Source organism: Alteromonas sp. MMG017 (assembly GCF_018100795.1).
Taxonomy (GTDB): Bacteria; Pseudomonadota; Gammaproteobacteria; order Enterobacterales; family Alteromonadaceae; genus Alteromonas.
In genome coordinates this window covers 394,314-412,070 of the sequence record NZ_JAGJDY010000002.1, presented here as the reverse complement: position 1 = coordinate 412,070, position 17,757 = coordinate 394,314, and the positions used below count along the sequence as shown (strand labels likewise).

Genomic DNA, 17,757 nt, shown 5'->3' with positions numbered 1-17,757 from the left:
CGGTACTATAAATATAAACTTCACTTAATTGCAAATAAAATTTACATATGAAAATCATTGTTTTTATATGCACTTATTTTTTTGTTGTAAGAAACCGAGGTGCATTCTCAGCGGTGAACCCTATATTACCCATTATTTTATATGTCAGATTACTACTAATAAATATTAATATTCTTTAGTTTAGCGACTTTTTCATAAGGTTTTATTTAGGATTTATTGCGCGCTATAGAACAAATGACATGCCCTGACTTATCATATATAAATATTAACAATTGCATTTGAATCGTGTATTGTCGATCAATTGTTTGGTTGATATAAGGTTGCATCATGTTTTTGCGTCTCCTTTTTTTATGCTTGGTTTGTAGTATCGCTTTAAATGTAAATGGACAAATTAAAACCGTTGAAACGGCCTCTGTTAGCTCGCGAGAAAATATAAACATTGGTTGGCGCTATCACAAAGGGGAGACGGCGCACCCACCAAGCAGCAAGCAATGGTCTACTGAAGACTGGCAAGAGGTCAACCTTCCGCACAGTTATGCCCTGACTTCAATTAACTTAGATAGCAGCGACGATGATAAGTCACAGCAAACATTTCATCGCGATATTAGCTTTTATGAACGAGCGCTAACCATCAATGGAAACCAAGGCAGTAAGGTCTATCTCGAATTTGAAGGGGCACATCAGAAAACCCGTTTGTGGGTTAATGGACAATATGTGGGTGAACATGCGGTAGGCGCCTACACACCATTTCATTTTGATATATCTGAATTTGTTACCTTGGGTCAAACAAATACTCTTACCCTTGAGTTAGATAATCGACGTAATAAACAGATACCGCCCGATGGCCATACGACTGATTACGTGCTGTTTGGTGGCCTTTACCGAGATGTTTATTTAAATGTATTAGACCCTCTGCATTTTACTTTCGATTGGGACACAAGCACCTCAGGGATTTTTGTCACTACCCCGACAGTGACAAAAAAGGATGCGACGGTCACCGTGCGAAGCGAGGTGGTCAATACAGGAGATAGCCCGCGTAAATTTTTTGTGCAAACCTATATTGTTGACCATCAGGCAATCATCATTCAAAGAAAGCGCACAGCACATACTCTAGGTTCGGGGGCCACGCATTTGGTGAAACACACCAGCGGCATCGACCAAAACTTACGCCTTTGGTCACCAGACAGTCCCTACTTATATGAGGTGATCAGTCAGGTACTTGATGAAGAAGGAAGGATACTGCACAGCAAAACGAATCCTCTTGGGATCCGCAAATTTGAGCTAGTGCTAGATAAAGGCCTATTGCTCAACGGTGAACCCATTGACATTATCGGAGCGAATCGTCATCAGCATTTCCCCTATATCGGGGATGCAGTGCCAAATAATCTGCATCGTATGGACGCGTTAAAATTCAAGCGTTCAGGTATGAATTTAGTGCGCTTGGCCCATTACCCCCACGATAATGCATTTTTGCAAGCATGCGATGAGCTCGGATTAATCGTGGTCGAAGAGCCTCCTACATGGATAGGTATGGGAGATAAACTGTGGATGGCACGATTAGAAGAGGCCTCACGTCGAATGATACGAAATCACCGAAATCACCCGTCAGTGTTAGGCTGGGGTGCGGGTATCAACCACAGAGGTACAATCAAGCGCCTACATTATGCCGCTAAAGAAGAAGACCCTACACGCATCAGCATGAACAATGGCACCTTATGGACAGGTGAGCAACACTCGGGTATTACAGACTTATATGCAGTAATGGATTACCGAGGAGCGAAGCGCCAATCGGATGATCTACTCTTTGCCATGGAGCACTCGGGCTCCACTGATAGTCTTTCGCTGCAAGAGATAGTATCTCGTTACAAGGGAGACCCAAACCTAATCGGGTTAGCCTCTTGGAGCGCCCATGACAGCCAATCTTTTATAAAACGCGATGAGCAATATCCAAATTTATCTGTGTGGCAAGCGTCAAGCTGGGATGCATTCCGTTTACCCAAACCGAATTACTATTGGTATCAATCAGAGCTTACCTCTGAGCCTATGGTACATATTGCTGACACGCGTGGACAGTTTGATGATCAGGTGCAGGTGTTCACCAATGCAGCAGAAGTGGAGTTATTGCATAACGATCGCTCATTAGGTCGTTATCAAGCCAAGCGTACAGAGCAAAACAAGTATCTTAATTCACCTTCTATTTTAATTCCGTTTAAGTGGCAAAGCGGCACATTAACTGCCCTTGCTTACCAAAAAGATGGCGAACTCGTTGTGGCGAAGCACCAAAGAGCCAAAGGTACTCAACCAACCAAACTAGATGTAGTGTTTGATACCACAGGGTTTGATATGACAGCAGATGGCTCAAGTATCATTCTTGCCTACGCAAAAATCACCGACAATCAGGGAGGCTTGATTGACAAGGATACCCCTAAGGTTAGGTTTGAACTGCAAGGGGACGGCCAGATCATTGGTGATGAGACCATTGGTGCTAATCCTGTTGCTTGGCGTAATGGTCACGCACCCATAATGATTCGAGTCGGCTCCACGGCCAGCGTTTTAACATTGAGTGCTTATGCCGACGGTTTGCAAACAGGCAGTGCTAGCGTGACGCTAAATGGAGTAAACCAAACACAATCAAAGAGCGATTCAAGCCGTGTACTTGACCCTTTAGCGCTGTATGTCGATTTTGGTAATGAAGAACAGCACCCGCAAGAAAACTTTTACGTCTGGTCTCATCAATCAGGTGATGACTCTCGTGTCGTGACAGCCGGCAATGGACAAAAGGTAACAATAGCGTTATCGGGGACAACGGAGCCACTTACGTGGGATAACACGTGGGGAGTCCCTGGTGATCTGAGCTTTCTAATCGAAGATGGGGTAAATAACGCCAAGGGGCAACCCATTAAGCTGCACTTTAGTCAGTTACCTCAAGGGCAATATGTGCTGCAAACTTGGCATCACATGTTAAGCGATGACGGTGATGCCATTCGCCCCCTGAATTTTAGCATGCCCAATAACACTGATGCCCAAAGCGTAGATGATTATCGCCCCACTTTTGGTAAGCGTATTGCTATTACAGAAGCTGGAGGCGGAGAAAGAGGTGACGGTGGTTCAAATAAAGGGGCTGCAGGGTTCGCACGACACATCTTTACGGTAAACGAGCGAGGTGAAGCAACGTTGCTCATGGCTGCTCCTGATGGCAATCAGCAAATACGTCTTAACGGTTTTGCTCTTATTCAATTAGTTTCAGGGGCTACCAATGGGTCTTAATATCAAAACCATATTGTGTTGTTGTAGCCTGTTGATGATGCTTGGGTCAGCCATCGCCCAGACCAGTACTGATTCGTCGTCGAGAAATACAATCGAAAAGTGGGAAGTGCTGGATATTACTTTAACAACCAAGGGGTCCACTCAAGCTCCTTTTGCGGCCAACGTGAATGCTTACTTTACGCATCAAGGGACAGGTGAAAAACAAACCGTTCCCATCGTGTTTAACGGTAACAATGATTGGTTGTTGCGATTCTCAGCAGCACACTCTGGGGAATGGAATTACCAAGTCGAAGGAGACGTGCCCCAACTGAATGGTTTACGTGGTCGGGTGCAAGTAATAGCAAATGATGATCCCACTAACCATGGTGCCATGGTGTTGTCACCACATAATAAACAAGCCTTTGCCTACGAAGATGGCAGCGAGTACTTTTTGTTGGGTTACGAGCTAGATTGGTTGTTTGCGTTGGATTATGCCAACGATCAGTCAACACCGAAAAGTGAACATTTGTTATCGCGCATTAAAGAGCATGGTTTCAATCATGTGGTGATGAACGTGTATGCCCATGACGTGAGTTGGCAAAAAGATTCGAAACTTGCTGCTCATCCCGAACATGAGTTTGGTGGGCGACAGGACATCTACCCGTTTTTAGGGAGTAATGAGCAGCCAGATTTTTCAGCTTTGAACGTCGCATTTTTCCAGAAACTCGATCGTAGCATTCAATTACTTCACGACAAGCGCATGGTGAGTCATTTGATGATTTACGTGTGGAATAAAATGGTCAATTGGCCTGATATGAATTCAGACGCCGATAATATGTATTTTGACTATGTGGTTAAGCGCTATCAGGCGTTTCCGAATATTGTGTGGGACATTTCAAAAGAGGCGCTGTTCTATGGCCGCGCGGATGAAGCTTACATCAAAGGGCGGATTGAACGTCTGCGCAAGTTGAATCACTTTAACCGTTTAGTGACAGTACATGACTTTAATTATTGTGCAAAATACCCAGAACAAGTCGATTTTATATCCACCCAAGATTGGGGCTATGACATTTACAACCGTATGTTAGATGTTAGAAAACGCTTTGCAGATAAGGTGATTTATAACATAGAGCATGGAGGGTACGAAGCGTCTCCCTATGAAGTGTTTCCCGGTGACTACACTGATCCAGAAGTCGTCCTTAGAAGAAACTGGATGACGATTTTCGCTGGTGTGTACAGTACCTATTATTGGCAAGCGAATGCCTGGAACGTCATCATCTATAACCCATTTGAACAGGCTGACGCTAGCACCCACCCGAAATTTAACTACTTCAGTGCGATGTCCGCGTTTTTCGAGCGCTTTGCGTTCTCATCCTTTACGCCGGCCCCAGGTAAAAATGGCTCTGGTTTCACGCTAGTTGATGAACACGACACCTATTTAATTTATGTCTCAAAAGACAATTTTCAGATGTCTCGTGGCAACTGGTACTTAGCGCCTGACGGCAAAAAGCCAAAGCGCACCATGCAGTGGTTTAACACCCTAACGGGGGAGTTAACCGACGCCAGAGATATACAAAAAGGACAATTATTTATTTCACCGTGGCGCAAAAGCGCCGACGCCATTTTGATCAGTCAGGTAGCAGAGTAACCCAATGAGCCAGATAATAAATCTAAACGAAAATAGCCTTGAAGAGGCTGCCAATAAAGGCATTAACGTTCCGCAATATCGCAAGCCACCAAGTGCTGCCAAAATAGGCATAGTGCACATTGGGCCTGGTGCATTTTTTCGTGCCCATCAAGCTTGGTACACACATCAAGCGTTGAAGCGTCACGGGGGGGATTGGTGCATCAGTGCAGTGTCGCTTCGTTCAAGTGGTGTCAGCGATGCACTTACTGAGCAAAACGGGTTGTACTGCTTAGCTGAGTTGGATAAAGACACCAACTTTGAGGTCGTCGGCTCGATTAAAGAAGTGTTAGTTGCTCGACAACAATATGCTGACGTTATTGCTCGTCTTACCCATGTTGACACGAAATTTGTCACGCTCACCATTACCGAGAAGGGCTATTGCCTGAACAATCAAGGTGAACTTGATCTCGCCCATGCTGATATACAGCATGATCTTGAGGTGATGACTGAACGCGTTTCCGCGGTTGGAATACTTGTAGAGGCACTGTCTGTTCGCCACGACAAAGGCCTGCCTGCATTTACCGTCATTAGTTGCGACAACATTACGGGCAATGGCGGTAAATTAAAAAATGCGCTGGTGTCGTTCGCTGCACAGTTCAATTTAACCTTGGCCACATGGCTTGCTGACTCGATAACGTGCCCGAGCACCATGGTTGACAGTATCACTCCAGCAACAGATGATGCGCTGCGCGAGCTCGTCCAGCAGACGCTAAGCATAAATGACAATTGGCCCATAAAACGTGAGGCGTTCTTACAGTGGGTAATTGAAGATTGTTTACCGTCGGATAGACCGGCCTGGGAGCAAGTGGGCGCTGTACTAACCCGAGACGTAGAGGGGTTTGAAAGAGCAAAACTCAGGCTGTTGAATTGTCCCCATTCTAGCATTGCTTATTTAGGGTGCTTGCTTGGCATAGAGACAGTCTATGACGCCATGCAGCATACTCAGCTGATGGCGTTTATTGAAAGCATGATCCAAGAAGAAATACTGCCTTCTATCGAAGGGCCAAAAGAGCTCGATGCAAAGCAATACAGCCAAGATATTTTACAGCGCTTCAGAAACCCAGCCATTCGCCATCTGTTAAGCCAGATTGCGTGGGATGGAACACAAAAAATCCCCATGCGCATCTTGCCTATCATTCAGCAAAATTTACGAGAAGGGCGCAGCGTAAGGTTACTTTGCTATGCGTTAGCCGCGTGGATGCACTTTGTGCGTCTGCAATATAGTAAAGGCGAGGCCTTAGTGGACCCTTTGGTAGCTCAACTAGAGACTTTGTGCGTCTCTTGTAATGGAGAGGCTCAGCATGATGTGGGTTTATTTTTGTCGATGTCAGCTATTTTTCCTTCGTCATTAGCGACTGACGAGGATTTCAATTCTGCCCTACAAGCGGCATACACAAACTTAGCGCCGGTCATCAATGATAATCAACACAACTGGTCTGCGTAAGAGGAACTTGAAATGACACTCACACTCGCCCCCTTGGATGTAGGCGTTTTTTTGGCCTACGTATTGGTGCTTCTTGGCATTGCGTTGTGGATATCTCAGGGCGAAAAGTCCCATGAGAGAAACACAAAAGATTACTTTCTTGCGAGTAAATCGCTGCCCTGGTGGGCGATAGGTGCATCGCTAATTGCAGCTAACATCTCAGCTGAACAAATTATTGGTATGTCAGGTTCTGGTTTTGCACTAGGCTTGGGGATCGCGTCTTATGAATGGATGGCGGCTATTACTCTGATTTTGGTAGGAAAATACTTTCTGCCCATTTTTTTGAAGAACGAAATTTACACCATGCCGCAGTATTTGCAGCAGCGTTTTGACGGCAGGGTAAAAACGACCTTAGCCTTATTTTGGTTAGCTGTATATGTGTTCGTTAACTTGACCTCAGTGCTGTGGTTGGGCGGTTTGGCGATACAAAGCGTGGCAGGTATTGACTGGCTGTATGGCATGCTGTTTCTGGCTGTATTTTCGGTTGCCTACTCCACTTACGGTGGACTGAAAGCGGTGGCCTACACAGATATCATTCAAGTGGTTCTATTGGTGTTCGGGGGATTATTGCTTAGCTACCTTGCATTGCAGCAGATATCCGGTGGTGAAGGGTTAATGAAAGGCTTCGGCATATTAACTGAGAAAGTACCGAGTCACTTTGACATGATACTGAGCCCTGACAACAGTGAGTACATGAATTTACCTGGTATCTCTGTGTTAGTAGGCGGGCTATGGGTGATGAACATAGGTTATTGGGGTTTTAACCAATACATTATTCAACGAGCGTTGGCGGCTAAGAATATTCAAGAAGCACAAAAAGGTATTGCTTTTGCTGCTTATTTAAAATTGTTAATGCCGATAATCGTGGTCTTACCGGGTATTGCTGCCGTGCTGTTATTCCCTGATTTAGACAAGCCCGATCAAGCGTATCCTTCTATGATGTCGTTAATGCCTGTGGGCATAAAAGGGCTTGTTTTTGCCGCGCTAGTAGCGGCGATCATTTCCTCTTTGGCGTCAATGACTAACAGTATTTCCACTATCTTTACCATGGACTTGTATCGTCCCTTAAATGAGGGCAAAGGTGAGCATCACTATGTCAACGTTGGTCGCGTAGCCACCTTAGTTTCGCTGGTGGTGGCTGTGTGCGTCGCTCAACCGTTAATTGGTCAATCAGAGCAAGCATTTCAATACATTCAAGAATTTACAGGGCTATTTTCCCCTGGCATTACAGTGATTTTCTTAATGGGGATGTTTTGGTCTCGAACCACGTCAACGGCGGCCCTTGCTGCGGCATTGGGATCGGCAGCGTTTTCTGTTCTGATTGCATTGATGTGGCCCAGCTTACCGTTTATGGATCGAATCGGCTTGGTGTTCCTTCTATGTTTAGCTTTGGCTTATGCTGTGTCGTTGTTAGAAGCCGCTCCAGAGGTCAACAAGGGGGTACAGGTGAAAGACATCAGCTTTAAGACCACTAACGGTTTTACCGCGGCAGCCGTTGGCGTGGTTGTTATTTTAATCGGCCTGTATGCGACTTGGTGGTAGCAAGATATTCAAGGAATATGACATGAATAAATTACTCTTTGTCGGCGAATGTATGCTCGAACTAAGACGCGATGAAAACGGTCAAGTGCATACTAGTTATGCTGGCGACACATACAACAGTGCGGTTTATGCTAAGCGGACTTGTCCTGAGTCTGAGGTCGCATACTTGAGCGCTGTAGGGGATGATGTGTTTAGTCAGCAACTACTAAGTAACATGGCAATGGAGGGCATTGATAGCCATTTGGTTGGATGCAATCACGAACGCAATTTGGGCATATATTCGATCACCACAGATTATAGCGGAGAGCGCTCCTTCGCATACTGGCGTGAGAATTCAGCTGCAAAAAATATGCTTAAGCAATGTAAAGAAAGCCTGATTGATGACGAAAATTTCGCTCTGATATTTTTTAGCGGAATTACTCTTGCGATCCTAGACCAGCAAGACCGCCAGAAATTATTAAGCATATTGCAAAGGGCTAAAAGCAGGGGGGTAACAATAACATTTGACCCAAATTATCGTGCTCGTTTGTGGGCAGATAAAACGGAAGCAAAGTATTGGCTAGAGCAAGCTTATGCTCTGGCGGATATTGCGCTTCCTGGCTTGGAAGATCATGACGCTCTTTTTCAGCATACCGATGCTCAGCAAGTGCATGACTTTCTTAACCAGTTTGGTGTTCAAGAGCAGGTGATAAAATGTGGAGTACAAGGCACTTATGTCTACGATCTCACTGGAAAACAGTATCACCAACCGTTCAAGCCTGCAGCAATCCAGCGTGATACTACAGGCGCGGGTGACTCGTTTGCAGGTGCTTACCTCGTGTCCCGATGTGACGGTTTGAATATAGAACAAGCCACTATACGAGCGTCCGAATTGGCGCGCACTGTAGTGCAGTTTTCAGGCGCAATTGTAGCATCTGAATTAACGACTAACTCATTGTTCAGCGCATTAAGCAATGAAGTAAATAGTTAATGCACCAGGGTAAATTATTAGTATATATCGCCTTTGTGCTGTCTTTATTAGGGTGTAATACGATTACCCCAAACTGTATCGTAGATAGCATAAATTGGTCACATCGTTTTGGGGTCGACTATGATATTGCCTATGGGACATCAGTTTCACAAACGTTAGATATTTATCGACAGGGAGCTTGGCATGGGCCGCCAGATTATTTTGTTCCCCACACAGGCTCTAGACCTACTCTAATTTACATTCACGGGGGGGCCTGGCACGGCGGTAGTAAAGCCGCTTCGGTTTGGTCGATTATGCCATTTGTGCAAAGAGGGTGGACTGTGGTGAATATCGAATATACTACTGGCGCAGGCACTGCTCCTCAAGGTGCAGACGATGTGCACCTCGCTATGCAATGGCTAGTAAAAAATGCAAAGCGATATGCCATTGATCTCAATAATATTGTTGTATCCGGTGATTCCGCTGGTGGGCACTTAGCATTATTGGCTGGATTTATTAATGCTGTACCTAAGCATGCCGCTTACACAGGCGATGAAATGACAGTTAAGGCTGTAATAAATTGGTTTGGTGTAGCAGATATCGCGCAGCTAGACACCTATTTGGAGAGTACAGGAAACTGGAATTACCCGAGAGCGTGGGCAAAGGATGATGTGACTTTTGAGCGGCTCGTTAAGCAATATTCCCCCATTCGATACGTTAATTCACTAACGCCATCGGTACTGAGTATTCATGGTTCATCCGATGAAGTTGTGCCTATTGAACAAACTGCGCGTTTACATAAAGTACTCGACGAATTTGCGGTCCCCAACCAAGTCACAATCATACCCGATGGCCGACATTTGGGTTTTACTGACGGCCAATTCCAAACGATTTATCGTGATATCTTTGCTTTTTTAGAGTCCGTTGACATTCCGAATCCGTAATTATTAGCAAAGTATGTTACTGAACCATCTGTTATAGGGATATTTAACAGATGGTTATGGGCATCACTTTATTTAGCCATGTCGTTACGCTTAGTTTGGCGGCGATAACCCATAGCCAAAGAAGCAAATATAAAGGTCAAAGCGAAGCCTGTTGGTTCTGATACATTAATAGTAGTTTCATTCACTGTTGTTAGTACCAATTCAGCGTTCGTCAGCGAAGAGAATGCCGCCTCACCGAAGCTATACACGTTTGACTCGTAGAGACCGCCAAAAGACAGGGATTCGCCAGGATCGAGTAAAAATGAAAACGTACCACTGTCGGCGACCGTTTGGGCGCCTATGTTGATGTCTGAAGAAACAGAAGAGAACAGAAACGCTAGGTTGTTGTCATCGAACAAGGTGATAGTTGAATCTGCGAAGGCGTCATCTACAAAGGGGGCTGAAGCGCTCGCCGAGACTTGTTGAAAAATACGGTAGTCAAATACAAATTCAGCCGTACTGTCTGCACTGCTATTACTCAGGTTCACATCGAAAAAGTAGCGTACATATTCAAAGTCTGCATCAGTATTTTGTGCGCCAAGTGATGAGTTGATAAAAATAGGGGCGTTCAGTACCGCACTCACTGGGTTGTCTCCAGTGACTACGCCATCATTGACTTGGCTACTTTGCGCACCAATCGAAAAGCTGTCTGTCTGCTGGGTATCCAATATAAACGAACTGACATCGTCAAATGCAACCGTGGCATCTGCAGTTGTGCCTAGGGGCAAGATACTCGCCTGCGTTACCGTAGGTAATAGTAAAATTGATAATAATCCCAAGAATTTTAATTTTTTATTCATGATATTTATTTTTTGTATATGAAGTTTATTTAGTTATAAATGATCGAGAGTTAGTTATCAAGATATTTAACATAGTGTTTACATCATAGTGATTTACTAAGTGGTTGCTGATTGCTGATATCGCTGACCTTCGTTGCTTTCGATAGTACTGAGCTGTCTAGGTAACTGCCGTATTAACGTGACCTGTTTCAGGGTTTTAAAGAATGATATTGAGTTGTGTAGCCTATGGATAGGTCACTGACATACCGATGCTAATTACTAACGAACTAAAGTCACAAACCAAACTCAAGCATTAATTGCATCCCAAATAAACTAAAAATAGTTGGGTGAAAAACATTTTTAGTAATGCCCGTTAGGAAAGTTTATTTTTACATATTAATTTTTATTTGTAATTATTGTAAATCACATGTAAATAAAAATTGAGGTGTTAAATGAAATGGTTTAAGCCTAGTAAGGCGTCACTTGCGATAGCTTTTGGACTCGCTAGTGCAGGGTATGTACATACATCATATGGACATCCGGCAGTCGTGAGCGTTGATTTAAGTAAGCAATTATACGTAGGTGATACCACTGCACTCGATCGGAATAAGTTCTTCAATATTCATTCAAGTCCCGGTGAACCCGGCGCCGCTGAACAAGACATGCTTTACATTAAAAATGAGCTCAACGCTCAGTATGGGCGGATCTTTTGGGGGCCAATGGCCCTTAATGGCAGTGCTGACTATCCCAATACTGAACAGGCGATGCTTGACGGTGAACAATCGATTATTAATGCAAAGGCTGGGGCGTTTTATGAATTCGGTACTAATCGTATGGTTGCGACAGAGCACCCTAGGAGCGTGTTAGCGCCTGGCAACGACCCAGTGGAAGGCGCACGCTGGGCTGCAGACTACTTTGAGTATTATTTTGAAGATGAAAGGCGCCCACTATTTTATGAACCAATGAATGAGCCCTTTGTCCATGCATCTGATTTCGTTGATGGGCCATGGGATCCCGTCGCTAACGAAGCAGTACAAAGACACATGGCGTCTTGGTTTGCTGAGATAGGTAAAACATTTGACCAGCGAGGTTTAAATACTAACGTTATCGGGTTTTCTTCAGCGTGGCCGTCTTTCGAGCTGTCAGATTTTTCCCATTGGCAGTCGCGTCAAAAAATGTTTATGGACCTTGCGGGCGACCACGTGGATGGTTTTTCTTTTCACTTGTATGATGGTGTCAATGTAGAGGGGCAAGACAATTTTCGTTCTGGCAGTAATGCAGAAGCCATCATTGATATGATTGAAGCATACAGTCATATTAAATGGGGAGAAGTCAAAGACCATGCAGTGACTGAGTACGGAGGGATCATTGATGGTTACCCACTTGAATACAGTGCTGAAAAAAGTGCGCAGGAATTGCGCTCTTACAACCATATTTTATTCTCGTTATTGGAACGAGAAGACAGAATACTGACATCGACGCCATTCATTACAGGGATATCAAAGTGGTTTTATGATGCGAACAACTTTAACCCCTATTCAGCGACAGTGCTGCGCCCCGATCCAGATAAAATTATCTCAAATAAGGTCAACGGATATTTGCCCACAGAGAAAGCCTACTTTTATAAGTTATGGTCTGATGTGAAGGGCAATCGCGTGGTGGTAGATTCGTTAGATCCTGATCTGGCTGTGCAGGCATTCAATTATGGTAGTACGCTGTATTTAGCATTGAATAACTATGAAGACAGCAGTAAAGACGTTGATTTACGTTTTATCTACCAAGGAAACTCGGTATCAAAAGTGCGTGCAAAACGCTTAGATGTGCCGTACGACCAAGCGGCGAACTATACGGATGAAATCCTATCTTCAGCGCCTTCCAGCATTACCATGCAAGGCCATGAAACAGTCGTGTTGGAATATGAGTTCGCTCAGCCGATTTCACCGGATGGTATCGTACGAAAAAGTAGTTATTATGCGCAAACTTATTTACAGCCCATTGTTGAAAACACTGAGTTGGCATTTACCTTCAACGATATTGATGTAGGGCAAAGCTCCATGGGGTTTGCGGATGTATATCAGGGGGTGGAATTTGACCAAGCAGTAGTAGACGCCATTGAAACAAACGAAATTAATCGTTTAACATCGACCATGCGTAGTTTCGATCGACAACTGACGAACATAATACGAAAACACTCCGATACATGGCGTGAAAGTGCCGACTTTGCGCGCCTAGTACAAAGAGCGGAGCGCTCTGCGACGACAGCTAAAGCCCTGCAATATCATTATGCTATGCATGGGTATAATGCCTCAGAGCGCACGGCCATACTTAAAATGGGTGTGGGTCGCAAGCACGATAAATCTAAACAGCCAGTGGTGTTAATTAACGGACACAGAGTTGAGGTGCCTAATGATTGGCGCGGTTATGATCAAACCTCACGTGAAGACTTCTTCGGTGTAATTGAAATCCCCGTGCCAGCTAAATTTTTGAAGGCGAATACCAATGTTGACTTAATATTTCCTGACACTCAAGGGCATGTTAGTTCGTTGATTTTAGAGGTTGATACCCAAGAGCCATTGCAAACTGTTGCGGTGACAGGCCTTGAAATGCAAAAGCCCTATGTCTCCATCAAGAAAGACCGCCCTTATCGGTTGTTTGCCAATGTCATGCCGCAAACGGCCACCAATAAATACCTGCTTTGGCAGTCTAGTGATGAATCTATCGCTACAGTTGAGGATGGCTTAGTCACGCCGATTGCCCCAGGTTTCGTTGACATTAGCGCAATGAGTGAGGATGGCGAGTTTAGTGCTTCCACAAGTGTTGAGGTCAAAGACGAGTTGACGGTCAGAAACACCATCGCTATTACTAACGATGTGTCATCAATGGAGCCGACAAATAGCATTACCCTTGATATTGATTACTCGACGAGTATCGATCGCGACGTTGCATTTGAATTGATAGGCCCCCAAGGTAACTGGCTAGGTTTAAGTCGCGTTACCGTGCCAGCAGGAGAGGGCACAACTCAGATCACTCTTAGCTTTGAAGAAACGCTTGCCTCTGGAACGGGCTATAAAATAATAGCAGCCCTGCGTGAAATAGACGGGGACTGGAGAACCAGTGTCGATGGTCACACTATCACTGGGGTTGAAATAGCCTCACCAGATGCCGCTCCTGTTCCAGTCGACAATTTGCTGGGGGCAAACGGTGACTTTGAAAAAGGTACATTGGGAGATTGGCAACACGTGTTCGGTTCAACTGGTGACGTAGTCGTCAGCCAAGAAGCCGCTTACAACGGCAGCTATGGCATCAAGTTCGACACTGCAAACGGAAAAGTGGGTATTTCACTTGGCGAAAACGTCTTACCAACAGCGCTAATGAAGGCAAACAAGAAGTTTAGACTGAGCTTTCAGCTAAAACGCCTGACGTCAGGCGGATGGTCAGGTGGCATGAGTCAGTTTATTAACCAAAACGGTGGCTGGAAAAGCTCCGGGCAGAAGTGGTTCGGTGGCACCCTAACGGGTGAGTGGCAACGGGTAGAAATTGAATTTGATGGGCTAGATTGGCCAGATACGCAAACCTCGTTTGAAGTCAATTTGATGAGCTCTGGGCATACTTGGTATGCAGACGATTTTGTATTGGAGGAAGTACCCACAGCGCCTTAACGATAGGTCAACCCTTACCTTACTATTGAGGTAAGGGTGTTAGTGAGTGGCTAGCTGTATCGCACTTTTTTACTACCGCGAATCAATTAGCTTAACCATTATTCCACACGAGGCGTTTTCAGCGTTATCCCTACATGCGATTTTCTCATTTTTAAGCGATGGTCAGTGCATCAGTAAAAAGCATGTGTGTCACAAAAGACATTGCGCAGGCAAAAGGTTAGCTAAATGAACTCGAATAGCGTTATGCAGTAGCATTGATAGCTCAGCTTAGAGCATTGGGTAAGGGGACTAAGGCACGATAGCGAAAAGGGGGGGCTTTAGACAGAGTTGTAAAGGCGCCAAGAAAGAACAAAGCAAAATGTTAAGAGGACACAGACGCCTAAACCGACGTTGCTTCTTGAGTGTTACGAGTGTCAGGGCGGTTATTGTAATAAAAGCTTATGCACTGCACTGACACTAGGTTTGTTAGTTCTTATGTGAATACTCGAACCAATTAAATTGTGCTCGAGCGTTGCTGACGAGCCCTGAACTGGTGGCGTACATGCCAACATAGTTACCATTAAATCTTTGAGTCACTTCATCAGACAAGATACTTACGCTTTGAGGCGCACCGATAGGTGCTAACTGGGATTCATCCTGGCCAAAGCTAAATTGAGCCATATTATTATTTACATCAACGCGCATGATAATAGAGTCATGTGTATAAGGTACGCGAGCGATTTCTGACGCTATTAACTTTCCGTTTTCTGCTCGTTTATTCGTTTTTTGTAACACGAGTTCATTTGCTTGTTTAAGCAGCTGATAGTGATTGGTCGACCTTCGGTATAGCACTAACCCTGCTTTTTCATTTTGTTTGGTCGAGGAGAAATTAAGCGCAGTTGAGGCGTGAAAACTATGGTGCTTAATGCGCTTAGCAACGAACGCGGGATTAGCTAAATCTTCAATGCGCTGAGGTGCCAACGCTAAGTGAAGAGCACCAGCCTCTAGCGCGTACAATTGCTTGCTAGGGGTACGTAAAAAGTTCCACTGTAGCGACAATTCATTAGCATTAAACTCGTCCCGCGCCGCCTCTTGCTGAACAGGTGTCCACGGTAAATTAGGTCTCGGCTGCTCTGATTGCAGCAATCCTACCCCTGGGTTAAAGATAGGAGTGACACCACTTTCATTTCTACTCATAACCACTTTGGCTAGAAATGTCTCTCGGGAGAGTAAGGTAATACCTTCTTGTGGGCGTTTGGCAAGTACCACAGACCACCATTGTTCATCTTGGGTTTGCACTAAATCAGCATGGCCGGTTTGAGCAATAGGATAAGTATTTTGCAAATGACGATGGGTTAGCACGGGATTGGCATGATTGGGCACATATGGACCCCAAAGAGACGGGCTGTTGAAAACCGTAACAGCGTGAAACTCGTTTGTTCCTCCTTCACCAATTAACAACATGTATTCGCCATCAATCTTAAATAACCTCGGCCCCTCAGCCCAGCGGGCATTCGCAGCGTGGCCAAACGTTAATTGTTTTGGTTGGCCCAGCAGGCTGGCTGATTCGATGTCAATCTCTTGCATCCAAATACCGTTTTTCCCCGGCCACTGTTTTTTGTCCTCCGCTTCTAATAAGCCCGCGCCAAGGTAATAGCTCTTACCGTCCTCCCAATACAATGATGGATCGATGCCTATCGCTCCTTTAAGCCACGTGGGCTTACTCCAAGGACCAGCGGGATCCTTGGCTGTGATAATAAAGTTGCCACCGCAACCTACACAGGTCGTAATAATATAAAATGTGTTGCCGTGATACCTAATGGTAGGCGCAAAAATACCCAATGAGTCATTCAGTCCTTCTTGTAGGTTCAAATGCGCAGTGTCATTGATGCCATAGCCAACGAGCTCCCAGTTAACGAGATCTTTGCTTTTATGAATGGGCAGGGCTGGGAACCATTCAAACGTTGAGTTCGTCATGTAATAGGTATCACCAGAGCGAGTTATTGAAGGGTCTGGGTAAAACCCAGAGAGGATCGGATTCTTGAAATTATCGGTAGCTGAATAGGTCAACGGGCTGAAAGACAGAATACAAACAAGCAGCGAAAAACGTTTTAGTAGGTTGTTCATGTCAGCATCTCAATAAGGCGTTCGGTTCTAGTGTTATGTTTACTGCTAGGTTAAATTGGCAAATATAGAGGCGAGCAGAGGGTAGTCGATTGAGTATCGACTACATATTCAATGTTTGCGTTTATCGCCACGCTCTAAAATAATCAACATGGTAATAGGAGCGTTCTTGTCTCGGCTCATTATCCCCTGATTGCCAGTCGTACACTAAAATATCTAGAATAACCGGCATATCTACGTCTCCAGGATAATCCGCCGCATTGACGGCACTCTTCCAAATAGTTCGTACTTTTTTACCGTCTACGTAAAAGTAAATGCCAGCGGGCGTTCGCATTACACCATAGGTATGCCAATCCGTGTTTACACCGCCGTTTTCAAGTTGGGCTGCATAGTTGTAGTTTGGAATTTGGTCTACATTGCCTGTTTGCTGAGTCCATACAAAGTGATGAATATTACTTTTACTTTTGGTTTGATCATTCCAGCCTTCATAGGGGAAATGTTCATACACATCTATTTCATACTGCTCGCCATTGGCGTTATTGCGGTTAAAAAACCAAAAGCTACTCGCAATATTATTATTAGCAGCTTTGGCTCTCACCTCAAAATAACCGTATTTGAAGGCTTGTTTACTAGAGACAATACCCGTGGTGTGCTTATCGCCAAAGAAATCACCTTGCCTCGCTTCCAGCACAAGATTTCCTTGATGCGTATATGCAAGTGAGTTGCTATAGGTAAAACTGTTATTGCCAAGCCAACCGGTAGGGTGATACCGATTCCACTTTGTTGTATCAGGGGTTTGCCATTGTCCGGCTTGATTAAATTCATCGCTTACGCTCGCATCAAACGTATAGCCTGCGTTATTGATTAACCAATTGCCTTCTCCGTCAACATCAGGTGTTGCAGCATGGGAGGCCATGCTAGCGGATAAAGCAATTAAAGCCGGAATAGATTTCGCTATTTTTCTAAAATTAATTTTCATTCGATACCTTATTTTTAACGTTCAAACTGAATTTTTAGAGTTTTGCAGCCCAAAAAACTACCCCTTTGGGTGGGCTTGATTAAAGCATGTGTTGGAATGTTTGTAAATTAAATATGAATCATTTGTTTTATTTGTAAATTTGGTGCATATCTATTTGCAGAGTAAAGTTAAGTGTTTTCCTTTAGTACGTAGCAGTTTTTATTTGAAATTTCTGCAATGACTAGGATTTTTTTGTAATGATGCAAATGTTATATCGTGGGTTAGTGCTAAAGAGTTAATACTTAAAGGAGGGAATATTATGATTGGTTCAGTTCACTTTCAGCCGGCTAGTCAATCTCCTGTAGGAT

At 44.5% G+C, this 17,757-nt stretch carries 10 protein-coding genes; 7 read left to right on the top strand and 3 right to left on the bottom strand.

Annotated features, from left to right (window positions below; translation table 11 throughout):
• Positions 1 to 327 precede the first annotated feature (327 nt).
• From J8L84_RS04185 to J8L84_RS04160, 6 genes are read left to right on the top strand one after another with little or no spacing between them, the layout of a single operon-like run.
• Positions 328 to 3,267: a glycoside hydrolase family 2 TIM barrel-domain containing protein gene (locus tag J8L84_RS04185; protein ID WP_211069592.1), complete on the top strand. Its 2,940-nt coding sequence runs from the start codon at positions 328 to 330 to the stop codon at positions 3,265 to 3,267.
• Complete coding sequence (locus J8L84_RS04180; RefSeq protein ID WP_211069591.1) at positions 3,257 to 4,894, top strand: DUF5060 domain-containing protein; 1,638 nt, start codon at positions 3,257 to 3,259, stop codon at positions 4,892 to 4,894. Before J8L84_RS04185 ends, J8L84_RS04180 begins: the two co-directional genes overlap by 11 nt.
• A 4-nt stretch (positions 4,895 to 4,898) precedes the next feature.
• The gene (locus tag J8L84_RS04175; RefSeq protein WP_211069590.1) at positions 4,899 to 6,377 is read left to right on the top strand and encodes a mannitol dehydrogenase family protein; all 1,479 of its coding nucleotides are present in this window, start codon (positions 4,899 to 4,901) and stop codon (positions 6,375 to 6,377) included.
• Between the two features lie 12 nt (positions 6,378 to 6,389).
• Positions 6,390 to 7,958: a sodium/sugar symporter gene (locus J8L84_RS04170; RefSeq protein ID WP_211069589.1), complete on the top strand. Its 1,569-nt coding sequence runs from the start codon at positions 6,390 to 6,392 to the stop codon at positions 7,956 to 7,958.
• A gap of 22 nt (positions 7,959 to 7,980) precedes the next feature.
• Complete coding sequence (locus tag J8L84_RS04165) at positions 7,981 to 8,928, top strand: sugar kinase (RefSeq protein WP_211069588.1); 948 nt, start codon at positions 7,981 to 7,983, stop codon at positions 8,926 to 8,928.
• On the top strand, positions 8,928 to 9,851 hold the full coding sequence (locus tag J8L84_RS04160; protein ID WP_211069587.1) for an alpha/beta hydrolase: 924 nt from the start codon (positions 8,928 to 8,930) through the stop codon (positions 9,849 to 9,851). The genes J8L84_RS04165 and J8L84_RS04160 overlap by 1 nt, the downstream gene beginning before the upstream one ends.
• A gap of 68 nt (positions 9,852 to 9,919) precedes the next feature.
• Here the strand turns inward: J8L84_RS04160 and J8L84_RS04155 are convergent, their stop codons facing one another.
• Positions 9,920 to 10,690, bottom strand: a complete 771-nt coding sequence (locus J8L84_RS04155; protein ID WP_211069586.1) for a hypothetical protein — start codon at positions 10,688 to 10,690, stop codon at positions 9,920 to 9,922.
• Positions 10,691 to 11,121: 431 nt separating this feature from the next.
• Between J8L84_RS04155 and J8L84_RS04150 the strand changes: the two genes are divergently transcribed.
• Positions 11,122 to 14,328: an Ig-like domain-containing protein gene (locus J8L84_RS04150; RefSeq protein ID WP_211069585.1), complete on the top strand. Its 3,207-nt coding sequence runs from the start codon at positions 11,122 to 11,124 to the stop codon at positions 14,326 to 14,328.
• 465 nt (positions 14,329 to 14,793) lie between these two features.
• On the opposite strand, the gene J8L84_RS04145 is transcribed toward J8L84_RS04150, so the two are convergent.
• A complete protein-coding gene (locus tag J8L84_RS04145; RefSeq protein ID WP_211069584.1) occupies positions 14,794 to 16,434 on the bottom strand; it encodes a glycoside hydrolase family 43 protein in 1,641 nt (546 codons plus the stop codon).
• Positions 16,435 to 16,555: 121 nt separating this feature from the next.
• Positions 16,556 to 17,410, bottom strand: coding sequence for a family 16 glycosylhydrolase (locus J8L84_RS04140; RefSeq protein ID WP_211069583.1), 855 nt, complete (start codon positions 17,408 to 17,410; stop codon positions 16,556 to 16,558).
• Positions 17,411 to 17,757: the final 347 nt, after the last annotated feature.

What these genes read in the sequence shown, in the direction of transcription:
- J8L84_RS04175 (WP_211069590.1), top strand. Translation starts at nt 4,899, where the DNA reads ATGAGCCAGATAATAAATCTAAACGAAAATAGCCTTGAAGAGGCTGCC.
- J8L84_RS04165 (WP_211069588.1), top strand. Translation starts at nt 7,981, where the DNA reads ATGAATAAATTACTCTTTGTCGGCGAATGTATGCTCGAACTAAGACGC.
- J8L84_RS04185 (WP_211069592.1), top strand. Translation starts at nt 328, where the DNA reads ATGTTTTTGCGTCTCCTTTTTTTATGCTTGGTTTGTAGTATCGCTTTA.
- J8L84_RS04145 (WP_211069584.1), bottom strand. Translation starts at nt 16,434, where the DNA reads ATGAACAACCTACTAAAACGTTTTTCGCTGCTTGTTTGTATTCTGTCT.
- J8L84_RS04170 (WP_211069589.1), top strand. Translation starts at nt 6,390, where the DNA reads ATGACACTCACACTCGCCCCCTTGGATGTAGGCGTTTTTTTGGCCTAC.
- J8L84_RS04150 (WP_211069585.1), top strand. Translation starts at nt 11,122, where the DNA reads ATGAAATGGTTTAAGCCTAGTAAGGCGTCACTTGCGATAGCTTTTGGA.
- J8L84_RS04160 (WP_211069587.1), top strand. Translation starts at nt 8,928, where the DNA reads ATGCACCAGGGTAAATTATTAGTATATATCGCCTTTGTGCTGTCTTTA.
- J8L84_RS04180 (WP_211069591.1), top strand. Translation starts at nt 3,257, where the DNA reads ATGGGTCTTAATATCAAAACCATATTGTGTTGTTGTAGCCTGTTGATG.
- J8L84_RS04140 (WP_211069583.1), bottom strand. Translation starts at nt 17,410, where the DNA reads ATGAAAATTAATTTTAGAAAAATAGCGAAATCTATTCCGGCTTTAATT.
- J8L84_RS04155 (WP_211069586.1), bottom strand. Translation starts at nt 10,690, where the DNA reads ATGAATAAAAAATTAAAATTCTTGGGATTATTATCAATTTTACTATTA.